The 20,326-nt window shown below is 43.1% G+C and carries 16 protein-coding genes and 1 other RNA gene; 10 read left to right on the top strand and 7 right to left on the bottom strand.

Annotated features, from left to right (window positions below; genetic code table 11):
* Positions 1 to 73: 73 nt before the first annotated feature.
* Positions 74 to 691 carry an oligoribonuclease gene (gene orn, locus JMX03_RS10410; protein WP_201596626.1) on the top strand — a complete coding sequence of 206 codons (618 nt, stop codon included), beginning with the start codon at positions 74 to 76 and terminating at the stop codon, positions 689 to 691.
* 40 nt (positions 692 to 731) lie between these two features.
* Here orn and JMX03_RS10405 read toward each other — a convergent pair whose 3' ends face one another.
* Together JMX03_RS10405 and JMX03_RS10400 are read right to left on the bottom strand one after the other, a co-directional pair.
* On the bottom strand, positions 732 to 1,571 hold the full coding sequence (locus tag JMX03_RS10405) for a UDP-2,3-diacylglucosamine diphosphatase (protein WP_201596624.1): 840 nt from the start codon (positions 1,569 to 1,571) through the stop codon (positions 732 to 734).
* Between the two features lie 261 nt (positions 1,572 to 1,832).
* Entirely contained in the window at positions 1,833 to 2,348 is a 516-nt protein-coding gene (locus tag JMX03_RS10400; protein ID WP_201596622.1) for a peptidylprolyl isomerase, read from the bottom strand.
* Between the two features lie 238 nt (positions 2,349 to 2,586).
* Here JMX03_RS10400 and JMX03_RS10395 point away from each other — a divergent pair, with 238 nt between their 5' ends.
* The 5 genes from JMX03_RS10395 to JMX03_RS10375 all read left to right on the top strand — a co-directional run bounded on the left by JMX03_RS10395 (position 2,587) and on the right by JMX03_RS10375 (position 8,512).
* Positions 2,587 to 4,314 (top strand): glutamine--tRNA ligase/YqeY domain fusion protein, encoded by a 1,728-nt coding sequence (locus tag JMX03_RS10395; protein ID WP_201596620.1) that lies wholly within the window; start codon positions 2,587 to 2,589, stop codon positions 4,312 to 4,314.
* 105 nt (positions 4,315 to 4,419) lie between these two features.
* A complete protein-coding gene (locus JMX03_RS10390; RefSeq protein WP_201596618.1) occupies positions 4,420 to 5,433 on the top strand; it encodes a patatin-like phospholipase family protein in 1,014 nt (337 codons plus the stop codon).
* Between the two features lie 212 nt (positions 5,434 to 5,645).
* On the top strand, positions 5,646 to 6,284 hold the full coding sequence (locus tag JMX03_RS10385) for a peroxiredoxin (protein ID WP_201596616.1): 639 nt from the start codon (positions 5,646 to 5,648) through the stop codon (positions 6,282 to 6,284).
* 298 nt (positions 6,285 to 6,582) lie between these two features.
* On the top strand, positions 6,583 to 7,245 hold the full coding sequence (locus JMX03_RS10380; protein WP_201596614.1) for a glutathione S-transferase family protein: 663 nt from the start codon (positions 6,583 to 6,585) through the stop codon (positions 7,243 to 7,245).
* Positions 7,246 to 7,618: 373 nt separating this feature from the next.
* Positions 7,619 to 8,512 carry an META domain-containing protein gene (locus tag JMX03_RS10375; protein WP_201596612.1) on the top strand — a complete coding sequence of 298 codons (894 nt, stop codon included), beginning with the start codon at positions 7,619 to 7,621 and terminating at the stop codon, positions 8,510 to 8,512.
* 165 nt (positions 8,513 to 8,677) lie between these two features.
* Here JMX03_RS10375 and ruvC read toward each other — a convergent pair whose 3' ends face one another.
* Positions 8,678 to 9,262 (bottom strand): crossover junction endodeoxyribonuclease RuvC, encoded by a 585-nt coding sequence (gene ruvC, locus JMX03_RS10370; protein ID WP_201574178.1) that lies wholly within the window; start codon positions 9,260 to 9,262, stop codon positions 8,678 to 8,680.
* Between the two features lie 135 nt (positions 9,263 to 9,397).
* Here ruvC and JMX03_RS10365 point away from each other — a divergent pair, with 135 nt between their 5' ends.
* Complete coding sequence (locus JMX03_RS10365) at positions 9,398 to 10,027, top strand: FxsA family protein (protein WP_201574179.1); 630 nt, start codon at positions 9,398 to 9,400, stop codon at positions 10,025 to 10,027.
* A 268-nt stretch (positions 10,028 to 10,295) separates the two neighbouring features.
* On the opposite strand, the gene ssrS is transcribed toward JMX03_RS10365, so the two are convergent.
* A non-coding RNA gene (gene ssrS / locus JMX03_RS10360) (6S RNA) lies at positions 10,296 to 10,491 on the bottom strand.
* Between the two features lie 187 nt (positions 10,492 to 10,678).
* On the opposite strand from ssrS, the gene gpmI reads away from it, so the two are divergent.
* Positions 10,679 to 12,325, top strand: a complete 1,647-nt coding sequence (gene gpmI, locus JMX03_RS10355; RefSeq protein ID WP_201596610.1) for a 2,3-bisphosphoglycerate-independent phosphoglycerate mutase — start codon at positions 10,679 to 10,681, stop codon at positions 12,323 to 12,325.
* A gap of 332 nt (positions 12,326 to 12,657) precedes the next feature.
* Positions 12,658 to 14,169, top strand: a complete 1,512-nt coding sequence (locus JMX03_RS10350) for a S41 family peptidase (protein WP_201596608.1) — start codon at positions 12,658 to 12,660, stop codon at positions 14,167 to 14,169.
* Positions 14,170 to 14,316: 147 nt separating this feature from the next.
* Here JMX03_RS10350 and JMX03_RS10345 read toward each other — a convergent pair whose 3' ends face one another.
* The 3 genes from JMX03_RS10345 to JMX03_RS10335 all read right to left on the bottom strand — a co-directional run bounded on the left by JMX03_RS10345 (position 14,317) and on the right by JMX03_RS10335 (position 18,692).
* Complete coding sequence (locus JMX03_RS10345) at positions 14,317 to 15,939, bottom strand: sigma-54-dependent transcriptional regulator (RefSeq protein ID WP_201596606.1); 1,623 nt, start codon at positions 15,937 to 15,939, stop codon at positions 14,317 to 14,319.
* Between the two features lie 88 nt (positions 15,940 to 16,027).
* Positions 16,028 to 17,836: a sensor histidine kinase gene (locus tag JMX03_RS10340; RefSeq protein WP_201596604.1), complete on the bottom strand. Its 1,809-nt coding sequence runs from the start codon at positions 17,834 to 17,836 to the stop codon at positions 16,028 to 16,030.
* A 220-nt stretch (positions 17,837 to 18,056) separates the two neighbouring features.
* Positions 18,057 to 18,692 (bottom strand): response regulator, encoded by a 636-nt coding sequence (locus JMX03_RS10335; protein WP_201574182.1) that lies wholly within the window; start codon positions 18,690 to 18,692, stop codon positions 18,057 to 18,059.
* A gap of 534 nt (positions 18,693 to 19,226) precedes the next feature.
* Between JMX03_RS10335 and JMX03_RS10330 the strand changes: the two genes are divergently transcribed.
* Positions 19,227 to 20,300, top strand: a complete 1,074-nt coding sequence (locus JMX03_RS10330) for a serine hydrolase (RefSeq protein WP_201574183.1) — start codon at positions 19,227 to 19,229, stop codon at positions 20,298 to 20,300.
* The last annotated feature ends 26 nt before the right edge of the window (positions 20,301 to 20,326 follow it).

The following is a 20,326-nucleotide window of genomic DNA, read 5'->3' as shown; positions in this document are numbered from 1 at the left end:
GCCTACGCCAATACATTTAGTCAGCTGAGAATGGGGGGAATGATTATAAGATTTATTAATTACAGGACACAAGATGAGTAGCAACACTAATATAAGTACTAATACAAATACCGATGACCATCCCAATAAGATCAAAATTAAAAACCAAGGTAAAAAAGGGTTGGTATGGATTGACCTTGAAATGACAGGTCTTGATACCTTAAATGATGAGATTATCGAGATTGCCACCGTTGTCACTGATGAAGATTTAAACGTTTTGGCAGAAGGGCCAGTGTTTGCCATCAAGGTATCAGATCAAAAGCTAAACCAAATGGATGACTGGAACACCAAGCAACATGGGCAGTCAGGATTGGTTGATCGTGTGCGCCGTAGTACGGTGACACTGGCCGAAGCCGAAGCTGAAACCATTAAGTTTCTTAATAAGTGGGTAGATAGCGGCAAGTCGCCAATGTGCGGCAACTCTATTTGCCAAGATCGCCGCTTTTTGGCACGGCAAATGCCTGAGCTAGAAAGATTCTTCCATTATCGTAATTTGGATGTGTCATCAATCAAAGAGCTATGCTTCCGCTGGCGTCCCGATATTTTAAAGAATTTTGAAAAAGGCGGTAGTCATTTAGCCTTAGACGATATTCGTGATTCTATTCGTGAGCTTAAGCATTATCGTCAGCATTTCTTTAAGCTAATGCCTTAAGACTAAGCTAAGAAGGGTTGTAGGGTGTGCAGGTCGTACCCTACACTGAATATCTAAATTCAAATAGTCCAAACTCAGAATCATCATTGTCTGAGTCTTCTGCTATAACCGCTCCAATTACCGCGCTGACTTTTGGCTGGCGTGTATCGCTATCTAGCAGTCGCCAGTCGCCCAGCACGTAGCGTTTTTTATTACTGGTCGCTTGATGAATATCTGGACGATGAGTATGACCATGTAGTAACGCATCGCTATCAGCCACTGCTTGTATCACTGCATCTTCATTGACATCCATAATATAGGCTGCTTTATTGGCATTATTCTGTTGGCTTTTTTTACGCATTTTATCTGCGATAGCCAAGCGTTTTTCTAGTGATTTATTCAACAAGTACCACTGGGTTAACCGATTGCGCATGATTTTGCGAAAAAACTGATATTTCTTATCATCAACACATAACGCATCGCCGTGTTCTAAGCGATAATTCTGCTGTCCAACAGTTAAAGTGTATGGCTCATAAATAAGCTCGCCACCGAACAAATTACAAAATGGCTGATCTAACAGAAAATCACGGTTGCCATGCATCACCAAAATCTCGCAGCCAGCTACTCGCAGTTTTTTTAATTTAACGATGAGCGGGGTTAGCCAATGGGTTTGGCGCGCGTCATCTGACAATGACAAATAAACGTCATCGCCAAGCCATACCTCAAACCAATCACCCAAAATAAATAGGCGCTTGAGAGCAGGCAGAGCAAGACAATCATCAAGCAGGGCTAAAAAAGCCTGCACTAAGGCAGGCTCTTCAGGCGATAAATGCAAATCGCTAATCAACACTTGCCGCACATCATGAGGGCGGGTCGTTATTAAATGATTAAACGTTTGCATTTGTCATGATCCTTATCATCTATTTATTATAAGTTTATAAGACTTACTACACTCTCAACTACTCTAAAACTATTGCTGTAGGCTGTGGTTTTAGCCCTGAGAAACGTTAAAAAATTGCACTGCAATTTTAGTTTCGCAAGAGAAATTCTTTAAATAGAATTTCTGGAAGATACTTTGAAAAATATGTCGCAGTGTTTCGCTAAAAGCGCTAGCCTACGATAGGTCATAATAAGTTGAGAGTCAGATAGGACTTATTAATAATTATTGAGTAACGATGGTCGCTGAGTTGATAACGACGGCTTCTTTTGGCACATCAGCATGCATACCGAAACGACCAGTAGGCACGCCGCGCATTTTTTCAATGACGTCCATACCGCTGGTGACTTTACCAAATACTGTATAGCCCCAACCTTGCATGTTTTTGCCAGAATGGTTGAGGAAATCGTTATCTTTTACGTTGATAAAGAACTGACTGGTCGCTGAATGTGGGTCTTGCGTACGCGCCATAGCAATGGTGCCAGCGTCATTCTTTAGACCGTTATCAGCTTCATTTTCAATCGGTGCATTGGTGGATTTTTCATTCATCTCAGCGTCCATACCGCCGCCTTGAATCATAAAACCATCGATGATGCGATGAAAAATAGTACCGTCATAATGACCAGACTTTACATAGTTTAAGAAGTTTTCTACCGTTTTTGGCGCTTTTTCTTCGTTAAGTTCGATAACGATAGCACCCATACTGGTGTCAAGTTCTACTAATGGTGGCATGTCTACCATGTTGTGATCCTTTGTAATTGTCGCGCCTCAAATGGCACTGTGGTGAGTGGATGATAAAAAGTTATGGCTAGTCTAACGGCTTTTTTGTCGTCTGTCATGTATCAGGCTGTTAATGCGTTTGCAAAAGCTGATAGAATAACGCAACTTTATCTTTTATTTTTGATTTATTATTTTAATTTTCTATAAGGCGTGATGGCACGCTCTATATACTGAAAACTTGCGCTAGGAGCAATGCCCGATGAGTGAGCACCCAAACAACTATGCACAAAAAAACGATTTTATTCGCAATATCATTCGCGATGATGTCAATGCGCAAAAATACCAACAAATCGTAACCCGTTTCCCACCTGAGCCTAATGGCTATTTGCACTTGGGTCATGTGAAATCTATTTGCCTAAACTTTGGTATTGCCAAAGAGTTTGGCGGTGTTTGTAACTTGCGCTTTGATGACACCAACCCGACCGCAGAAAAGCAAGATTACATCGATAATATCAAGAACGATGTGAGATGGCTTGGGTTTGAATGGGCGGATGAAGCTCGTTACGCTTCAGGCTATTTTGATCAGCTCCATGAGTGGGCGGTTCAGCTTATCAAGCAAGGTGATGCTTATGTCGATTTACAATCACCAGAGCAGATTCGCGATAATCGTGGCTCATTCAATGAAGCTGGCAAGCCGTCACCGCAGCGTGATACCAGTGTCGAAGAAAACCTCAAACTGTTTGCTGATATGAAAGCGGGTAAGTTTGCTGAAGGCAAAGCCGTGCTGCGTGCCAAGATTGATATGGCAAGCCCAAATATGAACATGCGTGACCCCGTCATTTATCGCGTCATGCATCAAGAGCATCATCAAACTGGCGATAAATGGTGTATCTATCCCATGTATGATTTTGCCCATCCGCTCTCTGATGCGGTTGAAGGCATTACTCATTCATTATGTACGCTGGAGTTTGAAGATCATCGTCCATTTTATGATTGGGCGGTTGAAAAAATCGGCTTTGATTTGCCGCCGCATCAGTATGAGTTTGCGCGCTTAAATGTCGACCATACCATGACCAGTAAGCGTAAGCTCAAGCAGCTGGTCGATGAAGGTATCGTCAGTGGTTGGGATGATCCACGTATGCCGACGATTGCTGGTATGCGTCGTCGTGGTTATACCCCAGAGGGCTTACGTGACTTTTGTGATCGAGTGGGCGTGACCAAAGCGGATAGTGTGGTTGACTTTCGCTTATTAGAGTTTAGCGTGCGCCAGTCATTAGAGTCGACCACCGCACGTGGTATGGCAGTATTAAAACCATTAAAAGTGACGATTACTAACTTTAGCGATGCGGTCAGTAGTTGGGAGTCGCAAAAGGCCGATAGCGTTAATGCTCGCTTTGATGAAGCTGAGCAGGTTTTATGGCTCACGCAGCCAAACCATCCGAACGTCGATATGGGCGAGCGTGAGATTCCATTCACCGAGACACTATACATTGATCAAAGCGACTATGAGATAGAGCCGCCAGCAGGTTATAAGCGCCTATCGCCAGAAAAGCCAGAGATTCGTCTGCGTAATACCTATGTATTGGCAGTGACTGAGCATGTTACGGATGATAATGGTAATGTCATTGAGCTAAAAGCAACGATTGATCCTGCAACACTAGGTAATAACCCTGAAGGTCGCAAGGTCAAAGGTGTGATTCATTGGGTATCGGCCAGCCAAGGCGTACCAGCGACCGTGCGTATGTATGAGCAGTTGTTTAGCGTCGAGGATCCAAGTAGCGTCGCTGACGTCCATCAAGCATTGAATCCTAATTCATTGACTGAGCTTAATGCAGTGGTTGAGCCATCGCTTGCGCATAGCGATGCTGGCACGCGCTTTCAGTTTGAGCGCGAAGGTTACTTCATCGCTGATAGCGACGAGCATAGCAGTGACAAGCCAGTATTTAACCAAATTGTCAGCTTACGTGACAGCTATAAACCAGCTTAGTGTGTGAACAACAACTTACTGACAGACTCTATCAATCAGGAAGCGAGACAGGCAAGCTCAACGCGACATATCTCAACGCTACATATAAAGGAGAGTACAGAATTTATGATTAAAAAATCAATCAATCTAGCACTACAAGGTGGTGGCTCGCATGGTGCCTTTACTTGGGGCGTACTGGACTACTTCATGGAAGATGGTCGAGTCAGTGTAGAAGGTATTACTGGGACGAGTGCTGGGGCTATGAATGCCGCCGTTTTAGCACAAGGCTATTTGGATGGCGGTATAGACGGTGCCCGCGAGGCGCTTGAGCAATTTTGGCGCCAAGTGGCTTATATGGGCAGGATGAGTCCTATTAAGCGTAGTCCTTTGAGTATTCTGACCGGTAACTGGGGTATGGATGACTCACCAGCTTACCTAATGCTCGACCTGTTTAGCCGAGTGGCTTCGCCTTATGACACCAACCCGCTAAATATCAACCCGCTACTTGAGTTGGTTGAATCTACCATCGACTTTGAAAAGGTCAGAGCGTGCAGCGCGTTAAAGCTATTTGTGGCAGCAACCAACGTGCACACGGGTAAAATAAAAGTATTCAACCGCGAAGAGCTGACCGCCGACATGCTTTTGGCTTCAGCGTGTCTGCCTACTTATTTTCAGGCGGTTGAGATTGATGGCGTGCCGTATTGGGATGGGGGTTATGTGGGTAACCCACCTCTGTATCCGTTGTTTGATACTACCAAGTCCAGAGATGCCATAATCGTTCAAATCAACCCAATTGAGCGTAACGAGACCCCAAAAAGTGCGCAGGAAATACAGAATCGAATCAATGAAATTTCGTTTAACTCATCTTTGCTAAGAGAGCTGCGAGCCATTGACTTTGTGACCCGTCAACTGCGCGAGGATAAGCTGGATACAAATCGCTATTCGGAAATACTGGTGCATCGTATCGAAGCCACTGAACAGATCAATCCATTGTCAGCGTCCAGCAAAGTGAATACTGAATGGTTGTTTCTAACACAACTGCGTGATATCGGTCGCGCATCTGCCAAGGCTTTTCTAGATGAACACTATGATAGTCTAGGCAAAGAGTCTACCTTGGATTTGCAGAGTGAATTTTCATAAGCGAGTTATGTGTAAATGGAATAAGCGCATTACAATCTCTCACAAGACATTCATAACCAATTTGCTAAGATAGAATGGATTTTTTGCTGACGTGCTCTGATTTGTTTGCTACTATCTGAGTGCGTTGATAACAAATAAAGCGTGTGATTACATTTAAACACGCCCTATATAATGGTTTTTATAACTAAAGTTTTATAAACAAGGAGTTAAGCATGGCACATTTACGTTTAGGTGATACTGCACCAAACTTTGACGCTGCAACAACAGACGGTGATATTAACTTCCACGAGTGGGCAGGTGATAACTGGGTTGTTTTCTTCTCACATCCAGCAGACTTTACGCCAGTATGTACGACTGAGCTTGGCCGTGCCGCTGCCCTTAATGGTGAGTTCCAGAAGCGTGGTGTGAAGCCAATTTGTATCTCAGTTGACGGTATAGATGACCACCATGCTTGGGCAAAAGACATTGGTGAGACTCAAGGTACTGAGCTAAACTTCCCAATCATCGCTGATCCAAACAAAGAGGTCGCTGAATTGTATGACATGATGCACCCAAATGCAGACAGTACCCATACAGTGCGTAGTGTATTTATTATTGATCCAAACAAAAAAATCCGTCTAACGTTGACTTATCCTGCCAGCACAGGTCGTAACTTTGATGAGATTATTCGTGTCATCGATGCCCTGCAATTGTCTGATGAATATAACGTTGCGACACCAGTTGATTGGAAAGATGGGGACGACGTTATTATTCCACCAAGTGTGAAAAATGAAGATATTCCTGCCAAATATCCTAAAGGTCATACAGAAATTAAGCCTTATTTACGCACGACACCTGCACCAAATAAATAAGCTTTATTTGTTGGATAGAAATGAGCATTATTGCTCGTGTCTCAAATTTATATAAACGTTTATACAAATGAGAGCCCCATAACTTAAAGTTGTGGGGCTTTTTACTATTCTCTTAACAAGCTTTGATAGGGTTTTGCTATTATGATAAGAGTCGGGCTCATAATTGTATTGAGCATCGCTACAACGACACGTTATACTTTCAAATATAATAGCCATAAAAATAGTCGCAATTAGAAATTATCAGCTAGAAATTATCAGCGCTGAGTCGCTGTTTGATTTTTCTTACAAGGAGTTTGCCATGAAAACACTATACGTAACCCGTACTGCACCCAACCCACGCAAAGTGCTTATTTTATTAGCATCCAAAGGCATCGATGTCGATGATATGGATGATGTTAATGTGGTAGACATTGATTTTGCTGCCAATGAGCAAATGTCAGATGAGTTTACTCAGATGAACCCAATGCAGACAGTACCAGTCTTGAAGTTGGATGATGGCACTATATTGAATGACTCACAGGCTGTGTGTGAGTACCTTGATCGCGTTTACGGTGAACGCTCGGTGATGGGTAACGATGTGGTGCAGCGTGCGCAGGTCTGCTCCATGCGCCGTGTTGCTGAATTTGAAGTTTTATATAACTTGATGTTGGCATTCCAGCACAGTCATCCCTCAAAGGCCGAGCGCGTTGAGCAAGTACCAGAGTTTGTCGCTCCGTCTATCGCTCGCGCTGTAAAAGCATTGCCTTATTTTGAAAAGGCCTTAGAAGGTCGTGAATACTTGGTGGGCGAACAATTAAGCTTCGCTGATATTGTGCTCTATTTGGGATTGGACTTTGGTAAGTTGCTAAAGGTTAAACCGACTGAGCAAGGTGAAAATCTGGCGCGTTTCTATCAGATGATGAATGAGCGTTTTAGTATTCAAAAAATGGCAAAAGCTGAGTCTACAGAGACCAGTCAGTGATAGCTCGACTAAATAAGTGATATAGAATGTGGTTCTATATGGTGGGTGGTTGAGGTAACCAACTACCCATCGTTTTTTGGACCATAGGAGAGTGTAGGAAAGATATAGCTGACAACTTATGGGTCAAATTATCGAATAATGAAACTCAACACTTTATTACAAAATATAAAAACTTGAAGGTTATAGTAAGTAAACTTAACTGTATTTTAAAAGAAAGCATCCCAGTAGCACTGTAGTATTTTTAAATTGAATCTACTATATACATAGTTTAGGTGTTTATAACACAGCAGATCGACTTTCTACTAAAGATAATAAAAATAATAATTAGCCTCAAGTGAGGCACTGAGAGATTTGCAACAAAATAGGTGTAATTATGAAATCATTTTTGAAGCTGGCATTGCTGCCCAGTCTGTTAGCGACGAGCATGGCTTTGAGTGCCTGTAGTGGTAATTCGACCACCAATGATACACAGGTAGGGGAGCAGACAACGGATGCTACAGATAAATCTGTGCAGACTGAGCAGATAGCAGAAACAGCTTCTATTGCTGATAAGATGAGTGCTGAGGAGCAAATGATTGATAATCTTGTCCGTTATCGCTGGACTTTAGCTACCGCAGCAGACAGTAATAATCAGCCGCTGACGTCACTGCTTGATATCAAAGATCAGGTCACTTTGAATTTCAATCATCGTCAAGGTCAGAATACTGTCAGTTATAGTGTTGGGTGTAATATGATGAGTGCTGCGTATCAACTGCAAGGTCACACCATGCTAATTGACGGTAGTATGAGCACAAAAATGCTGTGTGAAGATCTCAACCAAGCTGAGGATGAGCTTAATAAGCTAATGCAGGGTGAGAGCCAGTTGAGTCTAGCGGAAAGCACGCTGCCAATGCTTACCCAGGTCATTAATGAGGCAGCCACCTTGGTATGGCAGGGAGTGCTGACTCCTCAAGCAAAATATAACACCAAAGGCAAAACGATATTTTGGGCAGTAAGCTCTGAAACCAAGCCTTGTGGCAGTGATGATACGCAGTCATGCTTACAGGTCAAGCCGATTACTTATGATGATCAGGGCATAGAAACGAGCGAAGGTGAGTGGACAGAGTTCGTCGGAACAATCGATGGTTACCAGCATGACGCAGAGCATGATCAGGTATTACGTTTACAGCGTTATAAGTTAGATAGCAATAATGCGGTAGTTGAGGGCTCAGCTGGCGAGTATGCTTATGTCTTAGATACCGTTATCGAGAGTGCGGTTGCTGAGTAAGTCAACACACCATACATTTTGTACGATAAAAAACAGCACGCATGATAGTTCAATGATACGTGCTCTTTTTACTTGAATGGCTTTTGAAGGATTGGTTTTTTAACCAACGTTATTTGTAAGTGTTGTTTTTGGTGAAATTTTGCTGGCTCGTTTTTAATATGAGTGTTAGCGTAAATTACCCAAATCCTCTTCTGTTAAGCGCCAGCGACCTTTTTTCTTAGAGGATCCGCGCCCACGTGTGCCACTATTAAGGAGCAGTTTATTCATAGAGTGGCTTGAGTGTGCATGGCAAATAGCGCAGGCTAGGCCATCAGCGGCATCCTGCTGTGGTACCACATCCAAAGACAAGATACGGCAAACCATTTCTTGTACTTGTTCTTTGGCAGCAGCACCATAACCACACACAGACTGTTTGATCTGCCGCGCCGTATATTCTGAGACTTCTAAGTCAAGCGCAACCATGGCAGCTATTGCCGCACCTCGGGCTTGTCCGAGCTTAAGCGCTGAATCGGGGTTCTCTGCCATAAATACCTGTTCAATAGCCGTATGGATAGGTTCGTCAGCATATTTTAAATGGTACTGAGTAATGCGGGTCAAGCCATTAAAAATACGCTTAAGGCGTTCGGGCATCTCTTTGGTGTCGGTACGAATAGTGCCTGCATCGATAAAGGTGAGCTTATCACCCGTTTGCTGAACAATCCCATAACCCGTCATGCGAGAGCCGGGATCAATCCCAATAATAATTGCCATAGTGTTCCATATTACTTAAAAATCAATCTTAAGTTTGATAGTATAGCAAGCCATCCCCATATACATGACAAGTTAACCAATTTAATTTGCATAGCATTTAATTTCTTCAGTTTTTAATATATAGGACGACACTTTATGGGTCAGATAGTCGGTATTGCCATTGTTTGGTTTATTATTGAGATGCTGCTGTGGTATTTGATAGCGCAGTTTGTCAGCGGCTGGTGGGTATTTATGTGGTTTATTATCGCCGCTGTTATCGGACTCTCGCTGATTCGCAAAGGTATGGTTGCCCTCAATCCTATGGCGCAGCAGATGAAAGCTGGCGGCATGATGAACCCTGCAATGCGCCCGCAAGAATCTACCATGATCAAAAGTGTCGCTATGGCAGTGGCGGGTATTTTGCTACTGATTCCAGGCGTGATTAGCGATCTGTTGGCGCTGCTTGTGGTTTTACCACCCGTGCAAAAGAAGCTGAAAGACATGGCCAACAATTATGTCATGAACAATCAGCAAAAAATGATGGAGATGATGGCCAAACAGATGGGTGGGCAAATGGGCGGACAAAACCCATTCGGCGGTGCAGGCGGTATGGGTGGTCAAAACCCGTTTGGCGGTGCAGGTGGCATGAATGGGCAAAACCCATTTGGTCAGCAACAACAAAACCCATTTGGCGATGTTTACAAGCAGCACACCACCGTTGATGGTACCGCCAAAACCATCCCTAAAGATGTGAAGAAGATTACCAAGTCAGCCAATGATGAGTAAATTATAAGTTTAGACAGTGTTTAGATAATGCGATTACTGAGTGATGGTTTGCCATGAGTGTCAGTGGTTGCATTATTTTGAGTGATCAAATGATAATGCAGCGTGTGCCGAGGTTGCTATTACCTAATGAGAGCAAAAGCTCTGGCAGCTTATACCTCAATCGATCTAAGAGTTCGGCATACCTAGTAAATCGGCATAAAAAAAGCCCCTCTCGTCGATGACAAAAGGGGCTTTTTGTTGGTAATAGCCACAAGGCTAAAAACCGAATTTAACAACCGAAGTGCCGCCGTAAGATGGTGACCCATGAACCGTGAAGTTCAGGGCGGATACGTCATCGCCTCTGCAGGTTTCCTGATACACTGCAAGCAGTGCAGGCATACACAATGAAGCAATAGGTAGCGTATCCTGGTAAAGCATTATCGGCTCAGGGAATAAACATCTACTAGCCAACACTTCAGAATAGTTTCATCTTAACCAATGATATTGGTGATTGCAAGTCTGATTCACAGTTTAATTGTTTTAAGAAAGAGCCTTAATAGTGCTAAAAAGTGTTGAGTTTTCAGCTATTTTGAGATATGTGGTAAGATAGAGGGCGTTCAACACCTTAAATTTAGTACGATAGGCGTTCATCCACTTGAGGAGCGGTAATCTATGACCAATAAGCAGCAACAATCAGAGAATAATGACGACAGTCAGGCACAGCTTAACAATAAGCAAAATAAAAAAACACCCCATGTGTTAATGATACTAGATGGCTTTGGGCATCGTGAAGATGAAAAGGATAATGCCATTGCCGCTGCTAATACTCCAAATTTAGATAAGATTTACCAACAGTATCCGCATGGACTGATATCAGCGTCAGGCGAAGATGTTGGCTTACCAGAGGGACAGTTTGGCAACTCAGAAGTTGGACATATGAATTTAGGAGCAGGTCGAGTGCTATACCAAGACTCTACTCGTATCTCCAGTGAAATTGCCAATCGTGAGTTTTATAAAAACGAAGCCTTAGTTGATGCTGTAAAGGCTGCTAACGACTTAGGCGGCAACGTACATATCATGGGACTATTGTCTGATGGTGGCGTGCACTCACATCAAGATCATATCGAAGCGATGTGCCACTCAGCTTTGGTACATGGTGCCAGAAACGTCTTTGTTCATTGCTTTTTGGATGGTCGAGACACACCACCGAAATCTGCTGACAAATATATCAATCGTTTAAAAGATCACATTGGAAAACTCAATGCTCACTATGAAGGTGGCCGAGTGCAGATTGCCAGTATTATTGGTCGCTACTATGCAATGGATCGTGATAATCGTTGGGATCGAGTACAGAAGGCTTATGAGCTGATTACCGAAGGTACGGCTGATCGCTTAGCAACCCGTGCAGATGGCGCTGTCCAAGCGGCTTACAAAGCACGTGAAACCGATGAGTTTGTTAGTCCAACGACAGTAATCGGCCGTGATGAAGTGCCTTATACCGTTGATGATAACGATGCACTGATTTTTATGAATTTCCGTGCTGACCGCGCCCGTGAGTTGGCTCAAGCTTTTGTGTTGCCGGATCATGAATTCTCAGGCTTTGCTCGTCATAAGCAGCCAAAGCTTGCTGCCTTTGTAATGTTGACCAAGTACTCAGATGTTTTGGCTGACAATCCTAAAACCAGTACGGCTTATTATCCAGCATCATTGAGCAATACATTGGGTGAGTTCTTACAGGATTCAGGAAAGACTCAGCTGCGTATTGCCGAAACTGAAAAATATGCGCATGTGACGTTTTTCTTCAGTGGCGGCCGCGAAGAAGAGTATGAAGGCGAAACCCGCATTCTGGTGCCATCTCCAGATGTGGCGACTTATGATTTACAGCCTGAGATGAGCGCTCCTGAAGTGACGGATAAACTGGTCGCTGCTATTGAGTCGGCAAAATACGACGTGCTAATAGTGAATTACGCGAACGGTGATATGGTTGGCCATACTGGTATCTTTGATGCGGCTGTGCAAGCAGTAGAGGCACTAGATATCTGTGTTGGACGTATTGAGACCGCGGTACGTGCAGCTGGTGGTGACATGCTTATCACCGCCGATCATGGTAATTGCGAACAGATGCAAGATTATGAAAGTGGCCAGGTGCATACCCAGCATACGACCGAGCATGTGCCTTTGATTTATGTTGGTGAAAAAGAAGTAACCGTGCGCAGCGGTGGCAAACTGAGTGATGTTGCCCCTACTATTTTGGCGTTGATGGATATCAATCCACCCGCTGAAATGACGGGTCAGAACTTATTAGTTCCTGCCTCTTAGCGCTTGCCTCATCATTTGTGCATGAAGTAGCTTTAAGTTATTTCTACTGGTAATTTATAAAAAAGGAAGGGTATTAACTATTCTTCCTTTTTTTACATGTGGTATTTGTTGATAATGGCTTTGTAACAATAGGGTGGTGCTTCACATAAGCTTAGTGCTATCTTATACCAAACCCAAAAAGTGCGATTAACTTTGTCAAACTTGCTAAGCCTACTAGGCGTAGTACTTGCACAAGTTTTCCGCGTTACTCTGATTTTTGTAAATGGTATTATAACCCTATAAAAACCTTATAATAACCCTGCATGATTTTATTCTTCGATACGAGTCCTCCTATGCGTTTATCAGCCTTTAAAGTACTTGCCAAGCCAATTGTGGCAGCAACAATAAAGCCTAAGGTCTTTAAGGCCGCAGTTAAGATAGGTCTGCTGGGGTTATTGGGGTTAGGCAGTATCAGCCTTTACGCACAGGCTGCCAATCTTGAGCCAGCCAAGGCGAACCTCAAAAGTCCTACCGCAAATATGCAGCTTATCGATCTCAGGGATGATGAGATTCCCGTAGGCAATGAAGCTGATGACTTATCTGATCTAGATATGTTGAGTGCTGCAGATGAAACGGACAATTGGACGGATGATGATATTGATGCCCAAGGCGATCCTTCAGCGTTGGATGAGTCAGATGAGGTTTATTCGGATATCCCAGACGAAGTAGCACAGGTGTCTTTGAGCGCCATCTCCCCTGAGACTCTAAAGACGTTTGTGGCGGCAGTAGATTTGGTGCGCCGAGAATATATTGATCCAGTCAATGATGAAGAGCTTTTTAACAATGCGATGAGCGGTATGCTGACCAAGCTTGATAGTCATGCTGAGTTTCTAGATGCTGAGGCTTATGAGAACCTGCGCGCGTTTACTCAAGGAGATGTGGGTGATATCGGTCTACAAGCTGAGTATCAGCCCGAGGTGGGTTACTGGGTAGTGACACAAGTAATAGCGGACTCTCCTGCGGATACTAAGGGTATTGCCGTCGGTGATTACTTACATCAGATTGATGAGTTTAAGCTTGATGAATACAAGCAGTCTAATGATGTTAAGCAGCTTCTCAACGGTATCGCTGGCACACAAGTAGACCTTGTTACCTCTAAAGCTGGCCGACGCAAACATACAGTGACTTTACAACGTAATAACAGCCATCCGCAGACTATTGGCATACGCCTCGTCGATAAGATGGCTGTTATTAAGCTGCCTGCTTTTCAAGATAATAGCCGCGAACAAATCTTGCAAAGCTTAACCAGCCTTGATGCGCCCGTTGCAGGGATACTGCTTGATTTACGTGATAATCCAGGTGGGGTTTTGACGTCAGCTGTGAAGGTCGCAAGCTTGTTTATGACCGATACGGATGTGGTGCAGGTAGAAAGCCGCCAAAAACCATTGCGTGTATTGTCTACTCAAGGCAATGCGCTATTAAAACCCTTGCCTGTCGTAATTTTGCAAAACCGCTACTCTGCATCAGCAGCAGAGGTCGTGGCAAGTAGTCTGCAGACCCAAAAGCGTGCGGCTATCGTCGGTGAGGTAAGCTATGGTAAAGGGTCGGTACAGTCTGTATTGCCACTCAATGATGAGCAAGCAATCAAGCTAACGGTAGCGCACTATCTAACGGCAACAGGTAAAGATATTGATAAAATCGGTGTACAGCCTGATGTTATATTATCTGGTAATGAGACTACGTGGGAGCAGCAGGCGCTTGAAATATTAAGTCAGCAAGTAAACTCTTCGGGGATTCGCTTTGTACTAAAAAGTCAGCTAGAGCAAGATGCTGTCGGAACTGTTAGAGAAAATAGCACTAAGTAAAATAGTGCTAAAGACTATGTTAATAAAGAATATATTGCTAAATAGAGTATGCTCGGCAATGTTTTATGTCATCGTTTCTATAGCACCACCAAGCACACTCGTCTAAGCTAAGCTTCGCCTTTGTTCATTTGTCTCTTGTTCTCTATTTTAGTCTTCATCAATTTCGAGCTTTTTCATGCGATAGCGCAGTGAGCGAAAAGTCGTGCCTAATAGCTCTGCAGCTTGAGTCTTATTACCTTCTGTCTCTTTAAGGGCTTTTATGATCAGGCGTTTTTCTTGCTCTTGAAGATACGCTTCTAAGCCTTGCTGTGGCAGTTTGACCTCAGGACTGCCTGCTGAAGGTTGTTGATTAGCAGTATCACTATTGAGTGATGGTTGCTTACGATGTGTTGCATGGGCACTGGATGCTTGGATAGCGGATATATTGTACTGCTGGTTGTGAGTACGATAAGGATGTAGATTGTTGGTGGAATGCCTGATGTTTGGATTGTTAGCTTGTGCTTGGTCACTTGCCATCACAGGGCTTTGGCGATTGTTTTCTGAAGCTCTGTCTGAATTTTCAAGCGTTTCTACAGGCTGTTTATTGGCAATATCATCGCTGACATCTGGTAGACCTAGATGCTCACTATCAATGATTGATGTCTCTGCTAAGGTTATGGCTCTCTCAAGTATATTCCGCAGCTCACGAACGTTACCAGAGAACTCATGATGTTGTAAGCGCTCGCAGGCAGTATCCGTTAACTGTGGCGGACTGTCCAACTGCCACTCGTTGGTTATCTGAGCTAAGAAGTGCTTGGCTAACACGGGTATGTCTTCACGCCGAGCCTTCAGCGTTGGTAATTTTAATTCAATGACATTGATGCGATAGTACAAATCCTGTCGAAACTCGCCACATTCTACCAAATCATTCAAATCTTTGTGAGTGGCTGACAAAATACGAATATCGACAGGTATCTCTTTGGTATCACCAATAGCGCGGACGGTTTTTTCTTGAATGGCACGTAGCAGTTTCACTTGCATGGCAAGCGGTAAGTCTGCTACTTCATCTAGGAATAACGTACCGCCGCTGGCCTGCTGAAATAGACCTTGTTTGTCAGTGACCGCTCCAGTAAAGCTGCCTTTTTTATGACCGAAGAACTCTGACTCCATCAGCTCTGAGGGGATGGCACCACAGTTCACTGGCACGAAGCTACCATCACGGCGTGGACTTAAGTCATGGATGAGTCTTGCGACTACCTCTTTACCTGTCCCTGAAGCACCTGACAAAAACACGGGTGCTTGTGAGCGTGCCAATTTAACGATAGTCTTTTTCAGCGTCTGCATTACTGAAGAGTCACCAATCAAGCGACTGTCTAACAGATTTTGCTCTGGGGTGCGTTCATCTGGTGTTTGGGTGCTCTTGTCTTGCTGCACAACTTTGAGCGCATTTTCAACCAGCTGTCGTAAGCGTGGCAGCTCGAGTGGTTTATTGACAAAATCAAAAGCACCGAGTTTGAGTGCCTCAATCGCTAAGTCCATACTGCCATGAGCGGTGATGACTGCAACCGGCGTGTCTGAGCTGTTGCTGATATATTTTACTAACTCTAATCCCGAACCATCAGGCAGTTTTAAATCAGTTAAGCAAAAATCATAATCGTTATCATCCCAGTAGGATTTGGCTTGCGATAAAGTATAAGCGACATCACTTTTGATACCCATTTTTGTGAGGGTGATTTGCATGAGCCGGCATAAATCCACTTCATCATCGACGACCAGTGCGGTTGCTGTCATATATCACCTCATATGTACTCAAGTTGGTAGTTGTGAACCAAATATTGGTTTTTTATTTAACTTCTTTTGATTAAGACAATATTTTTGGTCATGTGTCAGAGCAAGAAACAGCTGGTATGATCAATCGAAAACAAGTTTTTTCGTGTTGATCTACATACAGAAGTCTAGCATGATTAGCCTCACTAAATGCTTGAGATAAATACAATCCTAATCCAGTACCATTTTTATCCGTGGTAAAAAACGGATCGAACAGATGCTCGATATCGTTTGCTGCTACGCCCTTACCGTCATCTAATATATCAATTATAACATCGCCATGGATACAGTAAATCTCGACCTCAACATAGGCATGTGGTTGGGAGCGGCTACTATAAAACAAACCATTGTTTATAAGATTGATTAAAATCTGTTCTAGCTGATGGGTATCGAATTCTATGACTGGGTTTTTGTATGTGTGCAAAAAGACATCATGACCACGAAAGTGGTTTTCTAACAGCTGTGGTATCCAAGTGGCTAAGGTAATATCTTCTTTACTTGGAGGTTGTTGTCGCGAGAGCTTTAGTACGTCTTCGATAATGCGGTTGACGCGCTTAGTCTGCTCAAATATCATCTGATACAACTCATAATTGCCCGTTGTATCCACTTCAGTGCCTATCTGTAATTGTTGCTCTTTATTATCGGAACTAAGATGGTCGCTATCAGTAGCGTTTGAGCTATCAAAGATATCTTCCATAAGTAGTTGGCTGGCTTGTGAAATAGCTGCCAATGGATTGCGGATTTCATGAGCGATGCTGGCTGTCAATTGACCCAAATAAGCCAGTTTTAATTGTTGGGCATTGGCCTGCTCACGACGTAAATCTTCAAACAGTACCAGCTGGCTATGATCTTTTAATGGAATCACTTGTACCCTTAGTTTAGCGACAACTGACGCATCCACTGTGTGGGGTAGCTCATAAATGAAGCTGTGCGTCTGTTCAGTGTCAACAGATAGACAGCTCCTGAGCAGTTGACCATGATGAAGTGCAAGCTGCTGCTGAAAGTCAGTCAACGGATTATGATGATTCTTAAATTTTCGTTGCCGCTGTTTAAGGCTATTGCGCTCATGTGAATATCTATCAGTATTAGCTGGCGTGATTTCAGAGGTGGGTTCTTGTACTTCAGTCATGCCAAGTAGGTGGTAAGTTGCATGATTGGCTAACACAATATGCTGCTGGTCGATGACCATCACACCATTTAGCATATGACTGATCACTTCTTGGTTAATCGCATTCAATCGTTCTACTTCATCTGCTTGCCGTATGGCAAAGTTTTCGACCTGCACCAAGCGCTGTGAGATCGACCAACTTAGAAAACCAACCGCCAAAAAGCTGGCTGACATCAGTAAAGCATCACCTAAATTGGTGAAACTCAAGCTATTGGCAATCGCATAAAAAAACTGTTGATAAATGACAAATATAATCGCTAATAGGGTAATCGCTAACGCTTGCGGGCCGCGCAACAACATAAAGCTCGCGGCGACTACAACCATGTACAGCATGGTCAATTGTAAGTCTGGTGCACCATTGGTATAGAGCAATAGGCTCAGTATGACCACATCGAGCACTAAGCCCAGCGCTAATTGTTGTCTTTGCTGCTTAGTCGTTACATAAAACAGGCCAAATAAAATCAGACTGATGAGTAAGTAAAATGCAAGTGCAGTCTGCTGAACCAAACTGGGTAAAAGTTGACTGGCATCTGCTGTGGCAGAAACATATACCATCAATAAAAAAAAGGCGCTGACTAATAGTCGATAAGCGCTATAAATAAGCCCAAGTTTACGCAACTGTTCTACAGGTAAGGTATCACCTTGTTGTAGCAACTTAACGATAGCTGCAATTTTTTTAGAAGCAGGTTTCATAAAACGACCAGTATAGGGTTGGCTAAATAAATATGGGTTTATAGCGGACTGGATTATATCAAAATATATATGTATAAGAGAGTATAAAAGCCATTTTAGCCGAAAAATATCGACTAATAAATGTGGTGTGTCTAGCAAGTACCGATATTCAGTGTTAATTAAGCACTATTGAGCATCAATTATTTTAAGCATCCATTCTTTGGTAAGAGTAGGTAGAAGTCTAGGGTTGTATTAGGCCGTGGCGTATGGCCAGATGAGTCAGCTTGACATCGCTATCGACGCCGACTTTTTCATAAATACGGTAGCGATAGGTGTTAATAGTCTTAACACTGACAAATAACTGATCTGCGATTTGTTGTGGGCTTTGGCAATTAACCACCATCATGGCCACTTGTTTTTCGCGATCACTGAGTAAATCAAAAGGGGATGCGGCATTGTCTGATAATAATACTTCTGCCAGTTGCTCAGCGACATCTTGGCTAAAATAGCGCCCGCCTTGGTATATCTTTTTGATACCAAGTATCATCTCATCAAGCGGTGTACCTTTGGTAATGTAACCATTCACCCCAGCTTTAAGGAGCATCGAAGGATAGGGTTGTGCTGACATGCTACTCACTGCCAAAATCTTGATACCCATGTCTAATTGAACAAGGCGTTTGGTGGCTTCCAGGCCACCAATGTTAGGCATATTGACATCGAGTAATACGACATCAGGGCTAAGCTGCTTGGCAAGTTTTAATGCCATATCACCACTATCAGCCTCACCGACAACTTCTATATCGGCACTGTCAGCCAGCATGCGACTGATACCCATACGTACTAAATCGTGATCATCTACTACTAATACTCGAATCATAGTTGTGCTCTTTGCCATTTGATAGATTGATACTCGTCAGGAACACCCTAACATCTTTAAAATTAATATTTATTATTAATACTTTGATAGGGTTGTAGTTTTATACCAGTAGTGCGTTTTAATTTATATAACAGTTTTATCTTCATAACAAAAAACTGCTATTTATAGCATATTAGGATGTGTTTGACAGATCTTAAGCTTAAGGTTTGCGTGATGAGACTGCTAATTTAATCATAAAATAATTCATATATTACTTGCTGATGTCAGAAAAATCTGAGAAAGTAAGATATAAATAGGCGATATTGCTCAAATGTTAATCAATATTACACAAGGCTAAAGCGAATGTAGTAAAGATTAACAATCTTCAAAAAAACTTGTGAAGTCAAGCTGATAGATTAAACTTAAATGCAAACCATGATACACTAAATGTACAATAACTCTATATGAACACCTACAAACATATCTAGAAACACTACGCGTGTGAATCGTGTATAGTCTTTAGTCACTGACGCGATAGCAATAGCAGGGGGAATAATGAAACATTTACCATTAACCAAACAGCAGTTAGTTGCTGCCATGATTTCTTTGAGTTTGGGCAGTGTTGCACAAGCTGCGCTGAGTATCAATAACAGCTCAAACTCTAATGCACGTATAGGCTGGGGTGGTGCTGATAGCCTATCAGAAGCACGTAATATTATGTACAGCGCTAACACGAACACTGGCTCTACCATCAAAAAAATCGATAATGGTTATGGTACTACTAACCTGACTAATGCTAATAGCTTCGGTAGCAGCAATAACAACTACAATACGACCTATCGCGGTAGCTTTGGTAGCAGTGACATGATCCCGATTAGCACCAACTCACGTAGTGTGGTGGTAGTCGATGCACAAACGGGCGAATCTATCTATGAAAAAGATGCAGATATTGCACGCCCTATCGCAAGTATTACTAAGATACTGACTGCTATGGTTGTACTAGATAGTGGGCTTGATATGCGTGAAGAAATCACCTTAGATCCAGAAGATTTTGTTGGCCCTAAACGTGCCAGTTCGCGCTTGAAATCAGGTGATCGCATGAACCGTGCTGAGCTTTTGCTCATGTCCTTGATGAAATCAGAGAACCCTGCGGCAAAAAGCTTAGCGCGTAACTATCCAGGTGGTTATGCTGCCTTTATGCGTGCCATGAACCGCAAAGCCCAAGAAATAGGCATGACAACAGCATATTTCGGTGATCCGACAGGCCTTGATAAGCGTAACGTTTCATCGCCGAATGATTTGGTAAAGCTGGTACGTGCTGCAGGTGAGTATGACGTGATTCGTCGTTTCTCTACTACTAAAAGCTATGACTTTTTTGTTGCCAACTACTCAAGCGGCAACCGTACTTATAAAGCCAGTAATACCAGTAGCCTTGTGAGAGCAGGTGATTATCCAATCGGCATTTCGAAGACAGGCTTCATTAACGAAGCAGGTCGTAGTGTGGTTATGGAGACACGTGTGAACAACCGTCCTGCTATTATCGTTATCTTAGGTGCTAATAGTTCAGCAACACGTTGGGGCGATGCGAAAAACATCTTAACCAGCCTTGCTACTCGCCGTACAGTATAGATTAGTAGCTGATAATACTTAGGTTG

Origin of the sequence: Psychrobacter fulvigenes, assembly GCF_904846155.1 — a bacterium.
GTDB classification, from domain to species: Bacteria; Pseudomonadota; Gammaproteobacteria; order Pseudomonadales; family Moraxellaceae; genus Psychrobacter; species Psychrobacter fulvigenes.
Note: the sequence above shows the minus strand (reverse complement) of the source record. Positions and strands in the feature narration are given on the sequence as shown.

What these genes read in the sequence shown, in the direction of transcription:
- JMX03_RS10350 (WP_201596608.1), top strand. Translation starts at nt 12,658, where the DNA reads ATGCGTTTATCAGCCTTTAAAGTACTTGCCAAGCCAATTGTGGCAGCA.
- JMX03_RS10380 (WP_201596614.1), top strand. Translation starts at nt 6,583, where the DNA reads ATGAAAACACTATACGTAACCCGTACTGCACCCAACCCACGCAAAGTG.
- JMX03_RS10335 (WP_201574182.1), bottom strand. Translation starts at nt 18,692, where the DNA reads ATGATTCGAGTATTAGTAGTAGATGATCACGATTTAGTACGTATGGGT.
- JMX03_RS10375 (WP_201596612.1), top strand. Translation starts at nt 7,619, where the DNA reads ATGAAATCATTTTTGAAGCTGGCATTGCTGCCCAGTCTGTTAGCGACG.
- JMX03_RS10400 (WP_201596622.1), bottom strand. Translation starts at nt 2,348, where the DNA reads ATGGTAGACATGCCACCATTAGTAGAACTTGACACCAGTATGGGTGCT.
- JMX03_RS10340 (WP_201596604.1), bottom strand. Translation starts at nt 17,836, where the DNA reads ATGAAACCTGCTTCTAAAAAAATTGCAGCTATCGTTAAGTTGCTACAA.
- JMX03_RS10345 (WP_201596606.1), bottom strand. Translation starts at nt 15,939, where the DNA reads ATGACAGCAACCGCACTGGTCGTCGATGATGAAGTGGATTTATGCCGG.
- JMX03_RS10330 (WP_201574183.1), top strand. Translation starts at nt 19,227, where the DNA reads ATGAAACATTTACCATTAACCAAACAGCAGTTAGTTGCTGCCATGATT.
- JMX03_RS10390 (WP_201596618.1), top strand. Translation starts at nt 4,420, where the DNA reads ATGATTAAAAAATCAATCAATCTAGCACTACAAGGTGGTGGCTCGCAT.
- ruvC (WP_201574178.1), bottom strand. Translation starts at nt 9,262, where the DNA reads ATGGCAATTATTATTGGGATTGATCCCGGCTCTCGCATGACGGGTTAT.
- JMX03_RS10385 (WP_201596616.1), top strand. Translation starts at nt 5,646, where the DNA reads ATGGCACATTTACGTTTAGGTGATACTGCACCAAACTTTGACGCTGCA.
- JMX03_RS10405 (WP_201596624.1), bottom strand. Translation starts at nt 1,571, where the DNA reads ATGCAAACGTTTAATCATTTAATAACGACCCGCCCTCATGATGTGCGG.
- JMX03_RS10365 (WP_201574179.1), top strand. Translation starts at nt 9,398, where the DNA reads ATGGGTCAGATAGTCGGTATTGCCATTGTTTGGTTTATTATTGAGATG.
- JMX03_RS10395 (WP_201596620.1), top strand. Translation starts at nt 2,587, where the DNA reads ATGAGTGAGCACCCAAACAACTATGCACAAAAAAACGATTTTATTCGC.
- gpmI (WP_201596610.1), top strand. Translation starts at nt 10,679, where the DNA reads ATGACCAATAAGCAGCAACAATCAGAGAATAATGACGACAGTCAGGCA.
- orn (WP_201596626.1), top strand. Translation starts at nt 74, where the DNA reads ATGAGTAGCAACACTAATATAAGTACTAATACAAATACCGATGACCAT.